Annotated in this window: 21 protein-coding genes; all 21 read left to right on the top strand. The window is 35.5% G+C overall.

All coding sequences use genetic code 11. From position 1 onward, the window contains the following. Positions 1–115: 115 nt before the first annotated feature. The 21 genes from DES39_RS05545 (at position 116) to kdsB (ending at position 20380) form a co-directional block, all read left to right on the top strand. Positions 116–352: a Flp family type IVb pilin gene (locus tag DES39_RS05545; protein WP_170143352.1), complete on the top strand. Its 237-nt coding sequence runs from the start codon at positions 116–118 to the stop codon at positions 350–352. A 76-nt stretch (positions 353–428) separates the two neighbouring features. Next, the gene (locus DES39_RS05540) at positions 429–1733 is read left to right on the top strand and encodes a TadA family conjugal transfer-associated ATPase (protein ID WP_121144733.1); all 1305 of its coding nucleotides are present in this window, start codon (positions 429–431) and stop codon (positions 1731–1733) included. Beyond that, positions 1730–2656 carry a type II secretion system F family protein gene (locus DES39_RS05535; protein ID WP_121144732.1) on the top strand — a complete coding sequence of 309 codons (927 nt, stop codon included), beginning with the start codon at positions 1730–1732 and terminating at the stop codon, positions 2654–2656. The genes DES39_RS05540 and DES39_RS05535 overlap by 4 nt, the downstream gene beginning before the upstream one ends. A 3-nt stretch (positions 2657–2659) precedes the next feature. After that, entirely contained in the window at positions 2660–3535 is an 876-nt protein-coding gene (locus DES39_RS05530) for a type II secretion system F family protein (RefSeq protein ID WP_121144731.1), read from the top strand. 58 nt (positions 3536–3593) lie between these two features. Continuing rightward, positions 3594–4838, top strand: coding sequence for a tetratricopeptide repeat protein (locus DES39_RS05525; protein ID WP_121144730.1), 1245 nt, complete (start codon positions 3594–3596; stop codon positions 4836–4838). A 44-nt stretch (positions 4839–4882) separates the two neighbouring features. Continuing rightward, on the top strand, positions 4883–5731 hold the full coding sequence (locus DES39_RS05520; protein ID WP_121144729.1) for a CpaB family protein: 849 nt from the start codon (positions 4883–4885) through the stop codon (positions 5729–5731). 2 nt (positions 5732–5733) lie between these two features. Then, positions 5734–7173, top strand: a complete 1440-nt coding sequence (locus DES39_RS05515) for a type II and III secretion system protein family protein (protein WP_121144728.1) — start codon at positions 5734–5736, stop codon at positions 7171–7173. Positions 7174–7191: 18 nt separating this feature from the next. Continuing rightward, complete coding sequence (locus DES39_RS10930; RefSeq protein ID WP_170143351.1) at positions 7192–8364, top strand: CpaE/TadZ family protein; 1173 nt, start codon at positions 7192–7194, stop codon at positions 8362–8364. A 25-nt stretch (positions 8365–8389) separates the two neighbouring features. Continuing rightward, on the top strand, positions 8390–8860 hold the full coding sequence (locus DES39_RS10925; RefSeq protein ID WP_170143350.1) for a TadE/TadG family type IV pilus assembly protein: 471 nt from the start codon (positions 8390–8392) through the stop codon (positions 8858–8860). Positions 8861–8887: 27 nt separating this feature from the next. Further along, positions 8888–9658, top strand: coding sequence for a tight adherence pilus pseudopilin TadF (gene tadF / locus DES39_RS05505; protein WP_121144726.1), 771 nt, complete (start codon positions 8888–8890; stop codon positions 9656–9658). Between the two features lie 28 nt (positions 9659–9686). Beyond that, complete coding sequence (locus DES39_RS05500) at positions 9687–11621, top strand: TadE/TadG family type IV pilus assembly protein (RefSeq protein ID WP_121144725.1); 1935 nt, start codon at positions 9687–9689, stop codon at positions 11619–11621. A 27-nt stretch (positions 11622–11648) separates the two neighbouring features. Further along, positions 11649–12893 (top strand): RCC1 domain-containing protein, encoded by a 1245-nt coding sequence (locus tag DES39_RS05495; RefSeq protein WP_121144724.1) that lies wholly within the window; start codon positions 11649–11651, stop codon positions 12891–12893. Next, positions 12890–13357, top strand: coding sequence for an A24 family peptidase (locus tag DES39_RS05490; protein ID WP_121144723.1), 468 nt, complete (start codon positions 12890–12892; stop codon positions 13355–13357). Before DES39_RS05495 ends, DES39_RS05490 begins: the two co-directional genes overlap by 4 nt. Before the next feature lie 117 nt (positions 13358–13474). Then, a complete protein-coding gene (gene pal, locus DES39_RS11195) occupies positions 13475–14002 on the top strand; it encodes a peptidoglycan-associated lipoprotein Pal (protein WP_211324625.1) in 528 nt (175 codons plus the stop codon). A 292-nt stretch (positions 14003–14294) separates the two neighbouring features. Beyond that, positions 14295–15938: a DNA internalization-related competence protein ComEC/Rec2 gene (locus DES39_RS05480; RefSeq protein WP_170143349.1), complete on the top strand. Its 1644-nt coding sequence runs from the start codon at positions 14295–14297 to the stop codon at positions 15936–15938. 24 nt (positions 15939–15962) lie between these two features. Further along, the gene (locus DES39_RS11190) at positions 15963–16175 is read left to right on the top strand and encodes an MBL fold metallo-hydrolase (RefSeq protein ID WP_121144803.1); all 213 of its coding nucleotides are present in this window, start codon (positions 15963–15965) and stop codon (positions 16173–16175) included. A gap of 117 nt (positions 16176–16292) precedes the next feature. Continuing rightward, positions 16293–16619: a hypothetical protein gene (locus tag DES39_RS05470; RefSeq protein ID WP_121144721.1), complete on the top strand. Its 327-nt coding sequence runs from the start codon at positions 16293–16295 to the stop codon at positions 16617–16619. 40 nt (positions 16620–16659) lie between these two features. Further along, positions 16660–18414, top strand: coding sequence for a lipid A ABC transporter ATP-binding protein/permease MsbA (gene msbA, locus DES39_RS05465; protein ID WP_121144720.1), 1755 nt, complete (start codon positions 16660–16662; stop codon positions 18412–18414). 24 nt (positions 18415–18438) lie between these two features. Beyond that, the gene (gene lpxK / locus DES39_RS05460; protein WP_121144719.1) at positions 18439–19413 is read left to right on the top strand and encodes a tetraacyldisaccharide 4'-kinase; all 975 of its coding nucleotides are present in this window, start codon (positions 18439–18441) and stop codon (positions 19411–19413) included. Positions 19414–19439: 26 nt separating this feature from the next. Then, positions 19440–19628, top strand: a complete 189-nt coding sequence (locus DES39_RS05455; protein WP_121144718.1) for a Trm112 family protein — start codon at positions 19440–19442, stop codon at positions 19626–19628. Further along, on the top strand, positions 19625–20380 hold the full coding sequence (kdsB, locus tag DES39_RS05450; protein WP_121144717.1) for a 3-deoxy-manno-octulosonate cytidylyltransferase: 756 nt from the start codon (positions 19625–19627) through the stop codon (positions 20378–20380). The genes DES39_RS05455 and kdsB overlap by 4 nt, the downstream gene beginning before the upstream one ends. Positions 20381–20385 lie beyond the last annotated feature (5 nt).

Here is a 20385-nt window from a genome sequence, read left to right as displayed (position 1 = left end):
TTTTAAATGTTAAATACATCCAACAAGTTATCGGTTTAGGTGATTTGTTCAGCGTATAAATAATATTTTTTATAACAATATGATTATCTATCATCTTTCTAAGGAGAAGAAAAAAATGAACATGACTATGTTAACCGCGTTAAGAGCACAAACTCGTAATTTCCTCGGTAAATTTATTAAAAATGAGCAAGGTGTGACTGCGATTGAGTACGCTGTTGTTGCTGCAGGTGTTGCGGTTGTTGTGTTAGCCGTATTTAAGGCTGATGGTCCTGTGGATGAAATGTTAACTAAAATCTTTGGTGACCTTAAAACGAAATTAAGTAGTGTTATCACGGGTATTGGTGCTGAGTAAATAGTTATTTAATTAGAGCTACTAATTGTTTAATTAGTAGCTCTCGTTTTTTTGTATTCGTTATGGATAATGTAATATGGTTGAGCAGCATGTCAAAATCTCGAGTGAGTGGGGTAAAATTCGAGACTTAGTCTTTCAAACCTTAGATCTCGATTTGATTGAAGAGCTAAAGGGGGATGCTAATCAAGTCGCTCGAGAAGTTCAAGCGATTATTCGCGATATTGTCAATTCAGGAAACGCCTATTTAACATTAGATGAAACTAATGTTTTAGCTACCATGATTTGTGATGAAATAATCGGATATGGCCCTATTGATTCGTTGATGCGTGATGAAACGGTTAACGATATTTTAGTCAATGGTCCTTACAATATATATGTCGAACGCGGTGGTATTTTAAGTAAAACCAATAAATTCTTTATTGATAATCGCCAGCTATTAGATATTGCACGTCGTTTGGTCAATAAAATTGGCAAAAATATCGACGAATCCCATCCTTTAGTCGATGCGAGAATGCCTGATGGTAGTCGCCTTAACGTTGTTATTCCGCCAATCGCAATTGATGGCGCATCGCTTTCAATACGTAAATTTGGTTCTGGTAAGCGTTCTTTCCATGATTTGATTAAATTTGGCTCACTCAATGAAGATATGGCTAATTTTTTGGTTATTGCTGCGCGTTGTCGAATGAATATTATTATTTCAGGCGGAACGGGGTCAGGTAAAACAACAATGCTTAACGCATTATCTCAATTTATTGATGAAAATGAACGAACTATTACGTTAGAAGATGCCGCAGAATTAAAACTTCAACAAGAACATGTGGTGAGATTAGAAACTCGCATCGGTGGAGATGATAATCGTGGCAGGGTCACGATGCGTGATTTATTAGTTAATGCTTTACGAATGAGGCCAGATCGAATTGTATTAGGTGAGTGTCGTGGTGAAGAAGCATTTGAGATGTTGCAAGCTATGAATACAGGCCATAATGGTTCTATGTCGACACTGCATGCAAATAGCGCTAAAGATGCCTTGGCACGGTTAGAAAGTATGGTGATTATGGCACAATCAGAATTACCGTTAGTTGCAATCAGGCGCTATATTAGCTCGTCAGTCAATTTTATTATTCAAGTTTCTAGGTTGCCTGATGGGCAACGAAAAGTCACCAGCATTACTGAAATTCTTGGCATGGAGTCGGATAATATTGTTACGCACGATGTATTTCGTTTCAAGGTCAGTGAAGAACGTGATGAAGGGAAAATCTTAGGTCATTTTGATTGCAATGGATTAGTTCGGCGGTCGGCTTTATATGAGAGTTCGCAATATTATGGGCTTGCTAATGTCTTGGAAGAAGTGATGTATAAAGCGGGGGGCATTGATGTATGATTGCCATCATTGCCATTACATTGATAACCATTGCGGTCATTAATATCTTGTCTCTTCGTCGTCGTCAGGCAAGATTACATATTTTCTCAAAGGTGACGCCAAAAAATACGTCATTAACTACTTTGCTTGAAAGCCAATTACAAAAAGACAAGCAAAATTTTTTCGCTACGCTATTTTTATCCTGCAAACAAACGGTTCAAACACAATATGATATTTTACTGTTGGGTTATTCAAAAACCAAATTATTTGGTTACTTGTTAGTCAGTATTATAGTAGGCATGGTTTTTAACCGTTATTACATCGGTATGAATGTTTATAAAACAATTATCATTAGTTTAATTGTCGCTATTTTTATGATTATTTATGTCAAAAAACGAGCACTCAAAAAACAGTTTTATGATACTTTTCCTGAGGCCCTCGCAACGATTATTGGTGCAGTTTCTTCCGGTTACGCTATTACGACTTCGTTTAAAACATGTGGTGATACTATCGATGGTATGGTTGGTAAGACGATGAAAGAAATTAATAGCCGAATGGAAGTGGGTGAGAATTTGAATAATATTTTAATGTCATCATACCGACGACTGCCTTTTCCTGAGTACTATTTTTTTATTCTAACTATTATGGTGAATCTTGATAGTGGCGGTGAACTAAAAGAAATATTGTCACGCCTTGCCAAGATGTTAGCTAATAACCGAATTTTAGCCAAAACTCGTGATAGTAAAACCTCTGAATTAAGAATGACTGTTTTTATTTTAGCCGCGATTCCTTTTGGCTTTATTTTATTGTTAAAAATGGTATCACCGATTCATTACAACTACTTGTTTGAAACTGCTTCGGGTAATTATATTTTGTATTACGTCGTGGGTAGCGTAACGATTGGTGTTGTATTTATTCGCAGTATGATTAATAAAGTTGTTTAAACGATGAAAAGCTTATTTATTATTCTATTTTCTTTATGGCTGATCATGTTATCAACTAAGGCGTTATTTAATCTTTATCATTTGAATCAACGTATTGATAAAGTTAGCAATATTCTTAAAGGTGAGAATACACGCAAGAAGGCCGTCAAAAAAAATGTTGACCAAAAAAATATCGCTTTTGAAAAAATTATAGCAAAGAACAATATTATTGTGGGTTTTTTACATCGATTCCAGTCAGAAAGTTTATGGAAGATCTATTCCGTGATAATTGGTTTTTCTGTTTTTTTTACATTAAATCAATTTATGTATTTGATTGATATCGATCAAAGCTCATTGCTGATTGTGTTAGTGCTAATTACTGTCGTGGTTATTTTGCTACCCGATAAGATCGTTAAAATGCAAGCAAAGCGTCGCGTGATTAATATCTCACGCGATTTGCCATTAGTCATTGATATGATGGCGATCATGGTTAAATCCGGTATGACCGTTGAAAATGGTTTTAAGTATTTGAGTTCAAAAGTGAAACCAATTAATCGTGATGTAGCCACAATCTTGGAGCGAGCGTGTTTGATGATGGACGTTAATGGTATTGAAGCCGCCGTTGATCTTATTCATCGTGAAGTGCCAAGTAAAGAAATGCGAATGTTTTGTGTCACATTAAAACGCAGTATTGGTTACGGTAATTCAATTTATGAGTCATTACTAGATTTATCGGCCGAAATTAGAGAAATGCAAAAGCTAACCATTGAAGAACGTATTGCTGCTATTGCTGCAAAAATGACCATGCCAATGATGGGATTTATCTTATTACCCGTATTAGTCATTGTTATTGCCCCTATTATTATGCATTTGTTATCGCTACCGTTTTTTCAAAAATAGCACAGACAGAACAATTATTATAAACAAAATAAATATACATAAGGAATTTGGTAAAAATATGAAAATAAAATATGTGATGATCATGTTTATTTTTTGTTTAATAAGCGGATGTCAGAATAGTTCTTTCAAGCAAAATATTGATGAAGAACAAAAAATCTATATCCATCAAACGACTAAAAACTATGGTGGTTTGATTGAATTATACAAAAATCGATTACAAAAAGAAGATACGCAAGATACGCGTTACAAGCTCGCTCAAGCCTATTATCTTTCCAATGATTTTGATTCGGCAAGACGCTCTTTAGCACCGGTGATAGCATCAACTCAAAATGACAATATCTTAGTATTATATGGGCATATTCAATCTAAATTAGGCCATTATCAAGAAGCATTGGATGCACTTGAAACTGTCTTGACGATGAATCCAAAAAATGGCGAAGCGTATAATTTACAAGGTATTGTACTCATAAAATTAAAAAAATATGATGCAGCTCGATATGCGTTCACTCAGGCAAGAGATTTATTCTATGATGAGAATAAAGTGGTGAATAATTTAGCCATGCTTTCTATTTTAAATAAAGAATATGATGATGCTTATAATCAACTCAATATTTTATATAATAAAGGTTATCGAAATACCACTTTACTTCATAATTTATTATATACCTTGGTTAAGCTTAATCGAATTCAATTAGCAAAACAATTTTGTGAAGAATATAAATTATCTAATAAACCCATTATTTTAATTGAAGAACTCAAACAGATTGATCCGATTGATATTGTTAAATTTAATGAGATCGTGCCAAAACAAGAACAGAACCAAAAACAATACAGTTTTGAAAAAATCACTGAGAATAAAGGCTTAAAAACGCTTACATCTTCAGGAAAATCAGTTATCAAACCGACTGTAATACCCGTGTCAAATAGCAAGGTGAAAAATCCTAACCAAACTAATGAACTTGTTATTGTGCGTTCTGGTGAGCATAAAGGGTTTGGACGGATTTCATTCGAATCAAGAAAACGGTTGGAGCAAGATGATTATGTTATTACTCAGCTATCTCCGACGGAATTTAGTATTGAGATAAAAAATATTGCCTTGCCTTCAGGCGGCGCTGAGTATATTTCTCGCCGCATATTAAACAGTAATCGTGATTTTGCTAAAGCCGTGATAACAGTGAATATGGATGGCACATTAATAATCAAATTAAAGACTAAACGTGATTCGAGTTTTAAACATTTTTATGCTGGGGTGGATTCTAAACGTAATACACATATTTTAGCCATTGATTTTTATTCGAAGTAGCTAATAACGCAGCACATAGAAAATAAAAAAGGGATCATGGGAACATGAAAGATAAAAAATTGATTGTTTTATACGTATTAATGCTCATTGTTGGAATCGCATTATTATTTACCAAGTCAACATCCGAGGAAAAATCATCTCAAAATATACCGGTGCAAGTGACTGTAAAACAAGAGCCCAAAAACGAGATGGAGCAAATAACCATTGCTGTTGCTAAACGCGACATTCCACAGCGGACAATATTAACAACCGATGATTATTTTTTTAAAACGATAGAAATTAATCCAAATTCAGCGGATAAGGCTAAATATATTACCAATGCGAAGCAAATTCACGCATACGTTACGCGAAATAATATTGTCAGCGGCACGTTGCTAGAACATGATTTTATTGCTTCACCGTCAAGTCAAGATTTTATTTTGTTATCGCTCAAACCTGGCAATTTTATGTATCCATTTAAGTTGTCTCAAGCCGACAGTTATTTGATAAAAAATTTGCATAGCGGTGATTTAGTTGATCTCTATGTCTTTTATGGCGAAGAAACCGTTGCTGGCCGAAATAATAAAGAAAATAAATATGTTTCACCTAGCCGTGATTTTATTTCCAATAGAATGAAACCGATCATTGTCGGCAAACGAGTTTTATTACTTGAGAGTAATACCGATAAATCAACTGACTATAATATTGGTAAGATTCAACTTGAACTGACGAATCAGGAAATCAAATTAGTTTCTACATTAATGACAAATGCACAAATTTTTATGTATCCAAGTGTTTTTAGCGGTAATGTTCAAGATGGTTTACAGCTGTTAAGTGATAAAGAAAAAGATTGGCCACTCTCTAATAAAGATATTTTCTCTCCAACACAAATCAATAGATTAAGAGGTAACTAGGAATGTGTAACAAAATAAAAAAAATAGCGATCTCGATTTGTCGCCTCTTGGTTTATTTAAGCCCTTTATGTCTTTTTTCAGTAAGTCAGGCTAATGTATATAATTTACAAGTCGGCCAAAGCCAAGTTATTGCCTTACCTGAAAAGGTTAGAACTGTTTTTATTAGTCAAGATAGTATTGCTAATTATGAAATTATTGGTGATAAATCCTTGATTATATATGCAAAAAAAAATGGTTCAACCAATCTACTTGTTTATGATGAAAATGATCGGGTGATCATTAATGATACTATCAATGTCGATCCACTTTTAGCGCAAATTACCAGTCGTTTGGCACAAAATTTTCCTAACAGCCATGTTACGATTGAACGTTATATGGGAGATGAATCGGCTGGAAGTTTTGTATATGTATTAGGCGGGAGCGTGCCAGATACCACAACCAAGCAGCGAATTTTAGATTTAGTTGGTGCGGCTGTTGGTATTGATAATGAACGGATTCGAACAACATATCAATCAAGCGATAGTGGCATTAATGAGAATTTACTCACTTTTTTAGATTATCGAGTGCATCGCAATATCATCGATAATATTCGTGTTATTGAAGAGTATCAAGTTAACGTGAAGCTGACTTTTGTAGAAGTAAGTAAGGAGTTTACCGATTCATTAGGTATTGAGTGGCGAGGACTCAGTTTAACTACTTTGATCCAAGGGGGAAGTGCGGTAAATAGCCTAGGCGAATTTTCATTAATTGGGCTTAAAAAAGGGTTCGATATTGATAATATCACGACTGTGATTCGGGCAATTAAAAGCGATCGTTTAGCTAAGGTACTTGCTGAACCGAATTTATCGGTACTGTCTGGTGAAAGTGCATCTTTTCTAGTTGGGGGCGAAATTCCAATTGTTTCAAGTAATAAAGATGGTGACTCTAATGTCACCTATAAAGAGTATGGTATCAAGCTTAATGTAAGTACTAAAGTCAATAATGATAAACGTATTCGATTATTTATTACCAATGAATTTAGTTCTGTCTCTGGTAATTATGAGTTTAATGAATACTCTATTCCAACATTGTCAACTCGTAAAACCAGCTCAACAATTGATTTGGCTGATGGAGATAGCTTTGTAATTGCTGGATTAATTAGTGAACAAGATGAAGAAAAATTATCGCGAGTCCCGTTTATTGGCGATATCCCTATTTTGGGCGCATTAGCAAGAAGCTCATCGACAACACGTAGTAAATCTGAAATGGTCGTTTTTGCCACCGTTAATTTAATTTCACCTAAAAACAGCTTTGATGGTGTAAAGCTTCCGGTCTTTGAACGCACAGACGTCGTTAACAGTTTTTTTAATATTAACAACAATATGAATAAACAGATCAACAAATCTATACCGATCTCTAATGAAAGTGAGACGTTTATTAATTACATGGGATTTATTGAGTAATCCATTATTGAGGACTTTATGCAGTTATTTGGTCATAGCAACAGTAAAAAAGATTCACATTTATTAGCTGAGCCGACGCAAGAGTTTGTCGTTGGACGTATTTCAGGATTCAGTGTGGGGATTTTTAGTGAAAGAAATGCATTGATTGACGAAATTCGTGCCATTCTTTTTCTTTATAATGTCCTAACAATCGAGGTTATACCGTTAACCTTACCTGAGTTAACAGAAAATGCAGCGTGGAATAAATTTGATATTATTATTTTTGATATTGAAGATGAAGATGATGCTGAAAAATTATCTGAAATGGTCAATCGGTGTTTTCCAATTCAAGCAACAACCATTTTAGTTGGTCGTCATGATTCTATTTTATTTTGCGAACTTTTACTTAAGAAAGGGATTCACTTCATTCTTGAACATAAGCAATTAGATAAGATTCCAACGATTTTACACACTCGTAGTATTACACCGCCAGGCTCAAGTAAACGAGTTGGCAGTATTGTAACTTTTTTAGCTTGCAAAGGCGGAATTGGAACCTCATCGCTAGCCGTTCATACAATTAAAAATATCAGTAAATTAACCAACTATCCTATTTTATATATCCAAGGGGCAAGCACCAGCCCGAATGCGGATTTTTTATTTGAACAACCTATTCCTGCCGATGGGTCATTCACTAAAATCGATGATTCATTACAGGTAAAAATCGAGAAAAACGCGACAGCTTGGAAATATGATGATTTAAATTCAGGCCAATTTAACATTACTGTTATTGATCAAAACATGGGATTATCATCTTCATTCCTACATTTAGATGACATTATCGAGTTATCGAATATGATTTTTGTGGTTATTAACCGAGATCCCTATTCGATCCGTGTTGCAAAAAAAATCTTGGAAGAAGCAGAGCGTTCAATAGCAAAAAATACAGAATTATTAAATAAACGTTTTTTAATTTGTTTGAATGAAAATGTGCCTTTTGATAAAAAATCATCATTACAAGATATTGATATTGAGGATTTTCTTGGTAGGAAAGTCGACTTTATTCGTAAATTCATCCCCCATGCAGAAAAATTTGAGAAAGCCTTTACGAGCGCTGAAATTAATAAAATTTCGGCATCAGTTATTGGCCGACATCAAAATTTACCAACCAAAAAAAGACGGCGTTTGTTTTTTTCTAGTAAGCATAAGGTGTAATGATTATAAATATAAGGATTGGATGATGTTAAGACTAAATCGATCATTTTTATCCCATAAAACGGGTATAGTTTCAATTGAGTTTGCAATTGTATTTCCTTTTCTTATTGTATTATTTTTATTTACTGTTGAATTTAGTCGTATGATGTTCATTGGCTCATCGCTTGATTTAATCACAACGCAAATTAGTCGGCAAGCTGCTTTGGCTGAAGAGAGAGAGAGCGATTATGCAGAAAAATTTAATCAAATTTTAACGACAGAAGAATCGCTATGGCCTTTTTTAGCTTCGAAAGATAATTTTCACGTCAAGTTAGAATATTGCCACTCAATCAAAGAGATAATCGACAATCGTTGTAGTTCATCTGTCAGTGTTGATAAAAATATTATGTATTTTACTTTGCGATATCAATATTTTGCCATGTTTTCATCAATTTTTAGCCGGTTGATTGATACTGCGCTGACTAAGAAAGTGATTGTCTATAGGGAGTTCAAATAGTGTTTGTTGATAAGGAATAGAAAGAAGATGAAAAAAATTAATCATTTTATTATCAACAAAGACGGCGTGATCTCAATCGAATTTGCAGCTTGTTGTGTGTTATTGAGTGTGTTGCTATTTATTATTTACGACACATATAACGCGATCATGTTACAAAATCGATTAGAAAGAGCAAATTATACGCTAGCATCTATCTTTCGTGAGCGCTCAGCGATTTACCCCATTATTGATGATTCAGTGGATGATAATGCGATTAATTCTTTATGTAAAACTGATCATTTAGCATGCATTTCTAGCCATGAGTTTTTTAATTCTTCACAAGTTAAAGAGTTAAGTCAATTAGCGTCATTATTATTAGATCGAGAAGTCGCAGTTAACATCGATGGATTATATATTTTGCAAGATCCGTATAATTCAGCTGATTTAACGCGTGCTCAATTGGTGAGTGTACAACATCGTTACTGTCCATCAGGAATATGTGATGGTGAAATCAATAATTATTTTGACAGTTTACCGAGCATGATAGATACCACTGATTCATCATTAAGTAATTATTCAAAATTAGTTCCTTATGTGAATCGCTTTACTTCCAATAATATCAAAGGGCGGTGGATACCGCTATACAGAGTCGGACTTTGTGTGGTTAATGAGGAAAGTCTTTATTTGAAATGGATTAATAACAATCGAAACACGGACAGTTTTTTACCGAATTTATGCAGTCATTTTGTTGTTTTATCACGTTGTAATGATATCGAGAGCCAAGATAAGCCTTGCCCTGTCTATTTACGTTCAAAATAGAATTAATCATATTCAAAGGTCAAAAATAATGCATAAAAATAAAATAATATCTAAAATAAATACCTCACTGTCATTTTGGCAAAACAATGCAGGTAATTTCATGATTTGTTTTGCTATTATGCTGCCGACGATATTTATTGTGATCGCTTTTTCAATTAATTATGCACAAACGATGAGAATGAAAGCGTTGATCTCTGAAGCGAGTAATGAGGGTTCACTTGCCATTGTTGCTATAAATAATAAAAATCAGACTGATGAAGATTTTTTCACTAATCAAAAAATGGCGTTAGGCTATATCAATTATTATCTGAATAAACGTATTGATCAAACTGAGAATAATGCCAACATTTCAGTAGAATATGTTAATGATAAACGAGAATATTATCTTACCTATAATAATGAATTTCGGGATTTAATTACCGATTCTCGATTATTCAATACTGATGAATCAACAATAATTAGTAATCATTCAACGGTTTATGGTAATACACGTAAAATAGATATCCCAACATCGACTGATGTCTTTTTTATTGCTGATTTTTCGGGCTCAGCAACGTGTGAATTTAATTCAGCTAATTGCAATTCATATTCGCAAGCAATTAGTGATTCAAACCGACTTGCTATGATGAAGTCTGCGATAACGGAAATCGTATCATCCTATGCCAGTAATACCGGGTTTCACTTTGCGCTTATACCATATGATATTGGTGTTATGACTCATGATGATAGCCGCAAAAATCTTGCTGGCGGCGACACATATCAATGTTCTGTTATGTATAAATTAAAGCCACCTTATGATTCAATTGATTATCAGTTTTGGGCTAATAAAAATATTAATTATGCACGTTGGAGTAATTTAAAAGCCAATGGCGGTATCTCAAATTATGCAACATTTGACTATGTTGGTAACTATGCAAACGCTGTATTTTATAATTTGGATCTGGCTTATTACCTCTATTATGCCAAAATTATCGGTCCAGCGCTTGGTGCCAATACAGATATTGAGCTATTAAATCGTGGTTTATGCCAAAAATCTCATGCGCAAAATAGTCCAAATTATGCTAATTATATGTATTCATGTGGTGCTGATAACGACGATTATCCGCTGGCTGCTAAGAACTGGCAATTGATTAATGAGCAGTATGGTGCGATTGTTCAGTTATATGATTATATGTTTTCTGACAACTATGATACACATTACTCTTTTGCTAATACGCAAACAGTTGATATAAAAGGTACAATTGATTCATTATATAGTGGTATTAAACAAAACACCTTAACTTTTACGCGGCCGATTGCGCCACCGCTAGGAAATTTTTCCCCGTTTATGGGGATGTGCCAAGCTCCTTTATTTAGCAATCATATTCTGACTGAAAATTTAGCAACAATGAGTAAACCCCAGGTGTATAAGCAAGCCGCTCAAAATCTCAAATCATTTAAGTCTGCGCCTTATTTGATCCCTTTAGGAGAGAGCGTTACTGATAATGAACATTTTATTGAAACAATAAAGAATAGTCATTGGCAACCCGGTGGCGGAACGGACACAATATCAGCGTTATTAAGAACTGTGCCTGTTGCGGCAAAAGGCAATAGTTTTAATAAAATATTGATCATTATTACAGATGGTCAAGATGACTCTGGTGCTGATAAATTAAGAGATAGTTTTTTAGATGCCGGAGTATGTGATGCCATCACCTCAGGGTTAACATCACAAGTTAACGAAGCAAAAGGTTATATTAAAAAAGCCTCACAATCAGCGGTAATTCATTATATCAAAATTGATCCCAACGCCCAAGACATAACAACCGATGCTCAGTATGAGGCGGTTTATGGTAAATGGTATACCAAATGTATGAATCGAAATAAAGATTATTTACACGTTGCGACGGATTATCAAGCATTAACCTCAATAGTGAATCAGATGATGATATCCGAAACTGGGCATTTTATTATTAAACAATAAATTTATACGAATGGTAAAAGGAGAGTGATGATGCGATGGAAAATATACATAACATTATCTGTATACATCATATTATTGCCATCACTGGCGATGAGTCGTACGACCGATGCCATGATTTTATCCACTAAAATTGCTTCAGGTGGTATGGGACAAACCAACTCTGTTGATACGGGCATTACTATTGAAAATGGTGATCTCTGGATTTGGGGATTTCGCGGCTCAGGTCAACAAGGTAACGGATCGAATGAACCATCATCCTCTGCGCCTGCGCGAGTTGATTATTTTGTTAGGAATAATATTAATATTGTGCAGGCAACAGCAGGTATATACCATATTATTGCCCTTGATGAACAGGGAAATGTGTGGGGATGGGGGCAAAATGGATATTATCACGCTGGAGGTGGGGTGTGTACTGAGGGGCATGTTAAATCGCCATGTTTAGTCCTAAAAGATAAAAATATCGTTCGCGTTGATGCGGGTGAATATGTGTCTTATGCTTTATCAGCAGATGGTGACGTTTATACCTGGGGACATGGTCCTTATGGCCAACTAGGCAATGGGCTGAAAGTATCAAAAAGCGCTGTGTATAAGATTCCACGTTCTGATTTTAACGGTGAGGCGGTGGTATTACTTGGCGCTGCTTATGAAGGCGGGTATGCAATAACGCAAAGTGGTGGGGTTTATGCTTGGGGTGATGATGAGGATAATGCGTTTGGCTATGAACGTAGTTCTGCTCATGAATATGTGTTAAAACCATTACTTTTGACAAATTTAGCCGTTGATGGGAGCGAGATAACGTATATGTGCGGAGGACAACCGTTCACCAACTACCTCAGTAGCTCTGGTGATGTATATGGTATGGGAGGGAATTTTTCGTTAGGTATTGGTCAAAAAACAGGTAAAACAGCGGGACCTGCGTTAATTACCACTGATATTGCATCAATGTATTGTCGCTACAGCGGTAGTATTGCTCTAACGAATGATGGAACCCTGCTTACATGGGGATTTGCAAGTAGTGCTTTTAATATATATGGTATCATTCCTACACAAAGAGAGTATTACGATGTTATCACTAAAATCGATGGTGGCAAGGAGCATTTTATTTACTGGACTGAAAATGGTAAAGCATATGGTGTTGGTTACGGCGCAGGTCATAAATTTTCACAATCGTCTAATAACAATGTTGAATTTCCAGGTAAGGAGCTAACATTTTTACTCGATGAAATGAAAAAAACATACGGTAATAATTATATTCCAGGACAGGGATTATGATGATAGATAAAAATTTATTTAATAATATTATAATATTAGCTATTTGGTTACTATTGTGTTTGTGTTGTTATACTGATATCCGTTATCGAATTATTTCTAATTATGTTGTGATTACTGTTTTCATCTTAGTCGTGTTAAATCATCTATTTGGATTAGGTGTATTTAATTATATTGTCGCAAGCGTGTTTCTTTTCTTTGGCATAATTATTTTTTATTGTCGACTTATTGGGGCTGGGGATATCAAATTGATTACTGTTTTATTATTCTCTATTCCATCACCGTATGTCGTATTTTTTTTAATCATGATCACAATCGCTGGATTACCTTTAGCGTTAATTGCGATACTTTATAAAGTCATTACACAGAAAAAAGTCACCTTACCTTATGGGCTTGCAATTAGTGCGAGCTATATTTTGACGTCAATGACAATGTTTGTTGATGTCCCCAATCGGTTTGTTAATTAATTAAACGGTTGTACCGTCGTGATAGATGGTTAATGACAATATTTTAACTTTTTACGAATGAAATACCTCTATTGGTACCTGCAATAGAGAATAACATAAGACATAATAGGGAAAAAAATGAAGCTGATAAATTTATTCAATAAAATAGTAGTGTTAATGTCTTTTTTCATCATGATCAATCATGCTTTGGCCGTTGATAACAGTATTTTCCCTAAAGAGAATAAGTCACCCTTATCTCTTGCAAATCAGCAGGAGCGAAAAGCGCTACCTTTATCGACTAATTATATTACTGAAAACGGTTTTTATCAGACTTTGAAAAATGATTCAAATAACGTGTATTTTGATTTTGACAAATCCGATATCAAACCAAACGCTAAGGTGATATTAGATCAGCATGCTAGTGTGCTACTGTCAAATCCGATCTATCGAATCATGATAGAAGGGCATGCTGATGAACGGGGTAGCGTTGAGTATAATCTAGCTCTAGGCGAACGGCGGGCTCAAGCAATAAAACATTATTTGGTTGCTAAAGGGGTCTCGCCGATTCAACTTTACACGGTTTCTTATGGAAAAGAAAAATTAGCTTATTGGGGACACAATGCAGCCTCTCACGCAAAAAATCGCCGTGGAATTCTTGTTTATTAAAAGATCATATAATGGTCAGTCCATAAATAGATCAAGGTCATTTATTTAATAGCAGTTTTAACCGTCTGCTATACATAATGTGTTTATGAGAGCACTGATGATAAATTGTAAAAAAATCATGCTAGCGTGCGATCTTAATACCATTTTGACAACATCTTAGTTCCTTTCTTTGCTTGATTTGCTATTTTTACCTTATAGCGAATCAAGTATCAATTTAATATGTATAACGTCAATGTTGTTTGTGATGTCATTAGCATCATCATTATTGAGTGATTAATAAGAAGGGATAAGCTTGAACAATAACATATCTTATGATTTAGGCTTATTTTTTTGTTCACTTGGCTTTTTACCGTTATGGTTTTTAGCTAAATTACCGTCATTCTCTTTATATTGTGGGTTATTAGCACTTTTAGTCGTCATTATTATTATCAACATATTGATAAGAAACATGATATTTATTGCTAGCGGCTCTTGCCTTGCCGGTTTTTTATGGGCAATTTGCAGTGCATCAAACTATTTAAATACGATAGAAAACTATATTGATCAATCGCTAGTTATTAAAGGTGTAGTGCAAAGTATCAATATTTCGCCAGAACAAGTTGAAAATGAATCTTTAAATCGTCATGCATTACCTTATATTGATTTTATGATTGATGATATTAATGAACATCCACTCAAGTCAACAATTGCGATTTCATTATTATGGAGTCGTCAATTACCGATTCCCTCAGCAGGTGAAAAATGGCAATTAATGATTAAAACGAAGGCTGCGCATAGTTATCTTAATCAAGGTAGCTTTGATAGCCAACGTTTTGCTATGGCAAATCGGCGTGTGCTAGTTGCTACAATCAATAAGGCAACATTGTTAAATCCGACAATAAATTTCAGGCAAACTTTAGTCAACCAAATGTTACCTTATGCTAATCTTTTTAAACATGGTGATATTTTACTCGCCTTAGCATTTGGAGAGCGCTCAAGGCTTACTAGTGAGCATAAAGCGCTATTATTTCAATCCGGCGTTGCGCATTTATTAGCAATTTCGGGTATGCATATTATGTTCGTGGCGTATTTAGGCTATAAACTGATGCGAGGTTTGCAGTTATTTTTACCGAAAAAATTGATTTATTATTCAATGCCATTATTGGCAAGTTTTATCATTGCCTTGTGTTATGGATGGTTATCTGGATTTAATCCCCCAGTAATAAGGGCTTTGGTAGCCCTATGTTTTTGTGTCTTTTTACGGTTACAAAAAACAGTGCTAAGCCCATGGCAGATAATCAATCGCATTATTGCGTTATTATTATTTTATGATCCGCTCATGATGTTATCAGAAAGCTTTTGGCTATCGTGTTATGCCGTCATTTGTCTTATTTTTATAGCGCAGTGGCATTCATCATTTACAGCAAAGTATCAACAAGGCTATTTACGACAACTGTTTAAATTACAAGTATTGTTGACTTTGCTACTTTTACCAATTCAATTATTGGTATTTAATGGAATAAGTGGTGGAGGCGTGGTTGCAAATATCATTGCGATACCTATGATTACATTCATTACCTTTCCGGCTTCGTTATTTATGATGATCATGAGTTTTTGCCATATTGAAGTTTTTGTTGTTCTATTTGGTTACATTGCTGATCTGTCCTTACATGGATTATTGATGATTTTGAGACCATTATCACAATATTGGTATTCAGTTAGTAAAGCATATTATGTATTGAGTTTTATCGGTTGGGTGGGGGTGATTATTTGGCATACTATGCTTTGGCGTCGTTATGTATCATCAGTATTACTCATATTACTTATCATGCTTGCGCCGATATTTAGAACAGCAAAAGAACAATGGCGGGTTGATATGTTAGACGTTGGGCACGGTTTATCGGTAATTATTAGAAAAGGTCAATCAGCAATTGTATATGATACGGGGGCAACATAGCGAGAGAGCAGTGCTGCTGAACGTATAATTATTCCTTTTTTAAAATGGCATAATCTTACTGTTGAAGGTATTATTATTAGCCACGAACATGATGATCATATCGGGGGGTTAGCGGCACTTAAGGCGCAATATCCAAAGGCATGGTTAATGAGTTCTTCAAATCAATTAATGAATGATTATCCCTGCTCAAGTGGCCAATCACTTAGTTGGCAAAATTTAACATTATCGGTATTATGACCGGAGAACATTGTCTCGTCAGCCCTTAATGCCCAATCTTGTGTGATAAAAATATCAGATAATAAATACTCGTTGTTATTAACCGGTGATTTGGAGAAAGCCCAAGAGGAATATATCGTGTTAAAACAAAAAAGTGCATTACGCTCGACAGTTTTACAGATCCCTCACCATGGCAGTAATACATCGTCATATTATGCATTCTTATCAAATGTGAATCCACAGGTTTCACTCGGTTCTGTATCTCGCTATAATCCTTGGAATCTGCCGTCAAAAAAGGCTTTGCATCGTTATCATGATCTCAATTTTAATTACTATCTAACGAGTTTATCGGGGCAAATTTCGGTGTTGTTTTATACGGATGATTGGCGAGTAAATTCTATGAGAGGTGAAATAAAACCACGATGGTATCATGATTGGTTTGGCGCTTTGCCTAATTACGGGTAAAATAGAACTTTTTAATGATATAACAGATAGAGATTAAATCGTGAGTGAGCAATTTTTAGATAAAGACTTATCAACGTGGGACACATTTAAACGACTCTGGCCAAGAATCGCACCGTTTAAATCCTACTTATTTATCGTCATTATATGTTTAGTGATTAATGGGGCATCTGATACGTACCTTTTGTCATTGATTCAGCCATTACTTGATGATGGATTTGCCTCTAATGATAGGTCATTTTTATTTAATTTATCATTTATCGTATTGGGTTTATTCCTGGTTCGAGGTGTCTCAAATTACGTTTCAGCTTATGTTTTAGCTTGGATATCTGGAAAAATCGTGATGGGTATTAGGCAAAATTTATTTATGCACTTTGTCTATTCACCTGTCAGCTTTTTTGATCAAAATTCTACTGGTAGATTGTTATCGCGCATAACCTATGATTCAGAACAAGTCGCTGCCTCATCGGCGAATTCATTAATCGTTGTTGTTAGGGAGTCAATTTATTTAGCCGGTTTAATTTTTGTGATGTTTTATAATAGTTGGCAACTTTCATTAGTCTTGTTACTTATTGGCCCTATTGTTGGAATCTTAATAGGATTTATTTCTAAACGATTTAGAATATTAAGTAAAAATATACAAAACAGCATGGGGATGGTGACAACAAGCGCAGAACAGATGCTTAAAGGTCATAAGGAGGTGTTAATTTTTGGTGCCCAAGAAACAGAAATCAATGCCTTTCAAAAAGTAAGTAACCATATTCGCCGCCAAGGTATGAAGATGGTATCAATCTCTGCATTATCAACGCCATTTATTCAATTAATTGCCTCGATTGCCCTATCGTTTATTTTGATAATGGCCAGTTTTCATGATGTTGTCGATTTAACACCGGGTGAGTTTACGGCCGTGTTTTCAGCCATGATTGCGCTAATGAAACCTCTAAAAGAGTTAACGAATGTGAATGCGCAATTTCAAAAAGGAATGGCAGCTTGTCAGACTATTTTTAAACTGTTTGATTTACCGCGTGAAAAAGACGAAGGGACGTTGGTATTAGATAAAGCCGATGGTGAGATAGAGTTTAGAAATGTCACATTTACTTATCCGACGCGAGAAACACCAGCATTAGTCAATGTCAGCTTTAAAGTGGCAGCGGGTAAAACAATAGCGTTGGTTGGTCGTTCTGGATCAGGGAAATCCACTATCGCCAGTTTATTAACGCGTTTTTATGACGTTGAGCAAGGAGAAATTTTAATTGATGGTAAAAACATTAAAGAGTATACCCTAGCTTCACTACGCAATCAGATTGGGCTGGTATCACAAAATGTCCATCTCTTTCATGATACGATTGCTAACAATATTACTTACGCAAGGGCTGGGCAGTATACCCAGGCGCAAATAGAAAAAGCCGCTGAACATGCTTACGCCATGGATTTTATTAAAGATATGGATCAAGGACTTAACACTATTGTGGGCGAAAATGGCGTATTATTATCTGGCGGTCAGCGTCAGCGAGTGGCGATTGCAAGGGCCCTATTACGCGATAACCCTATTCTTATTTTAGATGAAGCAACCTCAGCTTTGGATACTGAATCAGAAAGGGCGATTCAATCAGCATTAACTGAGCTACAGAAAGATCGAACATCAATCGTAATTGCACATCGTTTATCAACCATTGAAAATGCGGATGAAATTTTAGTTATTAGTGATGGGACGATAGTTGAACGAGGACGTCATCAAGAATTGATCGGTCGAAATGGGGCTTATGCACAGCTGCATCAAATTCAATTTAGTGATTAATGTTGTACAAGAGAGATTAATCAAATGATTGCTAAACTTTGGTCAGGTGAAAATAAATTATATTGGCTGCTTGTTCCGTTTTCTTTATTGTATGGCTTGATTGTATTTATGCGAAAAAAGTTGTATCAATTAGGTCTATTTAAATCGTGGAAAGCACCGATTCCGGTCATTGTTGTGGGGAATTTATCGGCAGGGGGAAATGGTAAAACCCCTGTCGTAATTTATTTAGTCGAGCAATTGATTGCTAGAGGATATCGTGTTGGGGTGGTTTCGCGTGGATATGGGGGGAAAAGCGATCGTTATCCTGTCATTGTCACAAAGGATACGCCAGCAACCGTTGTTGGGGATGAGCCGGTCTTGGTATATCAGCGAACACGTGTTCCGTTTGCTGTTTCCCCCGATCGTACCCAAGCTGTACAAGTGCTTTTAGATAATTATACGCTTGATGTTATTATTACTGATGATGGATTACAGCATTATGCGTTACAACGCGATATTGAAATTGTGGTCATTGATGGTAAACGTGGGTTTGGTAATGGTTGGTATTTGCCTGCAGGTCCCATGCGAGAATCAGTATCTCGTTTGAGCACAGTTGATTTCACCGTGATAAATGGTGCCAATGAACGGCACTATCTCAATGCTTATTCGATGCAACTGGTACCTCATGATGCGGTGAATATCTTAACGCACGAACGTAAGTCGGTACAAGAACTCAAATCGGTCTGGGCGATAGCCGGTATTGGCGATCCAAATCGCTTTTTTGCTATGCTTAAAAATCAACAGGTTGATCTTATTAATACTACAGGATTTGCTGATCATCAGCAGTATTCAAAAGAACAGCTTTCTGTGCTGGTAAGGTCAGATCAAATACTATTAATGACCGAAAAAGATGCAGTAAAATGCGTGGCATTTGCTGAGGAAAATTGGTGGTATCTGCCAATTGAGGCTAAGTTAACCGATGAGTTTATCGAAAATTTACAAATAAAAATCGCTAAATAACCATTATTGATTAAGGTATCGTTATTATGAAACAAAAATTGCTTGATTCAATCGCTTGTCCAAAATGTTTTGGTAAACTTGATTACAATGAGAAAAAACAGAAATTGATCTGTGTGACCGATGGACTCGAATATTCAATTGTTGATGGCATTGCTGTGTTAATTGAAAGCGAAGCGATTGAGCTGGATATGTTAACACCTGAGGAGGCAGTATGAATTATACTGTTGTAATTCCAGCTCGCTATGCTTCAAGCCGTCTACCGGGTAAGCCTTTAGCTGATATAGAAGGTAAACCTATGATTGTTCGCGTATTAGAGCAAGCAAAAAAATCGTCGGCGAACCGAGTGATTGTTGCAACTGACAACCAACAAGTGTTTGATGTGGTTGTGTCATTTGGCGGTGAAGCCGTATTAACAAGCGAAAAGCATAACTCAGGTACCGAGCGTTTAGCTGAAGTTGTGAACTTATGTCAGTTTGCTGATGATGAGGTGATTGTCAATGTTCAAGGCGATGAACCATTGATTCCGCCAGTTATTATTGATCAGGTAGCCAATAATTTGGTTCAATATAAAACCGGTATGGCAACGTTAGCGGTACCAATTGATAGTGCTGAAGAAGCCTTTAATCCAAATGCAGTGAAAGTTGTGATGGATAAAGAAGGCTATGCTTTGTATTTTTCACGTGCCACAATTCCTTGGGATAGAGATAAATTTGCTACTTCAAAAGATGCGATTGGTAAATTTTACTTACGTCATATCGGTATATATGCCTATCGCGCTAGCTTTATTCGTCACTATGTTAATTGGCAACCAAGTGAGCTTGAGCAAATTGAAATGTTAGAGCAGCTTAGAGTGCTTTGGTATGGCGAAAGAATTCATGTGGCAGTGGCAAAAGAAGTGCCGGCAATTGGCGTTGATACACCAAAAGATTTAGAGAATGTTAGGCAAATTTATCGTCGAAATCGTTAATACTT

Source organism: Orbus hercynius (genome assembly GCF_003634275.1).
In the GTDB taxonomy this organism is placed as follows: domain Bacteria; phylum Pseudomonadota; class Gammaproteobacteria; order Enterobacterales; family Orbaceae; genus Orbus; species Orbus hercynius.
This window is presented reverse-complemented; position numbering and strand designations above follow the sequence as displayed.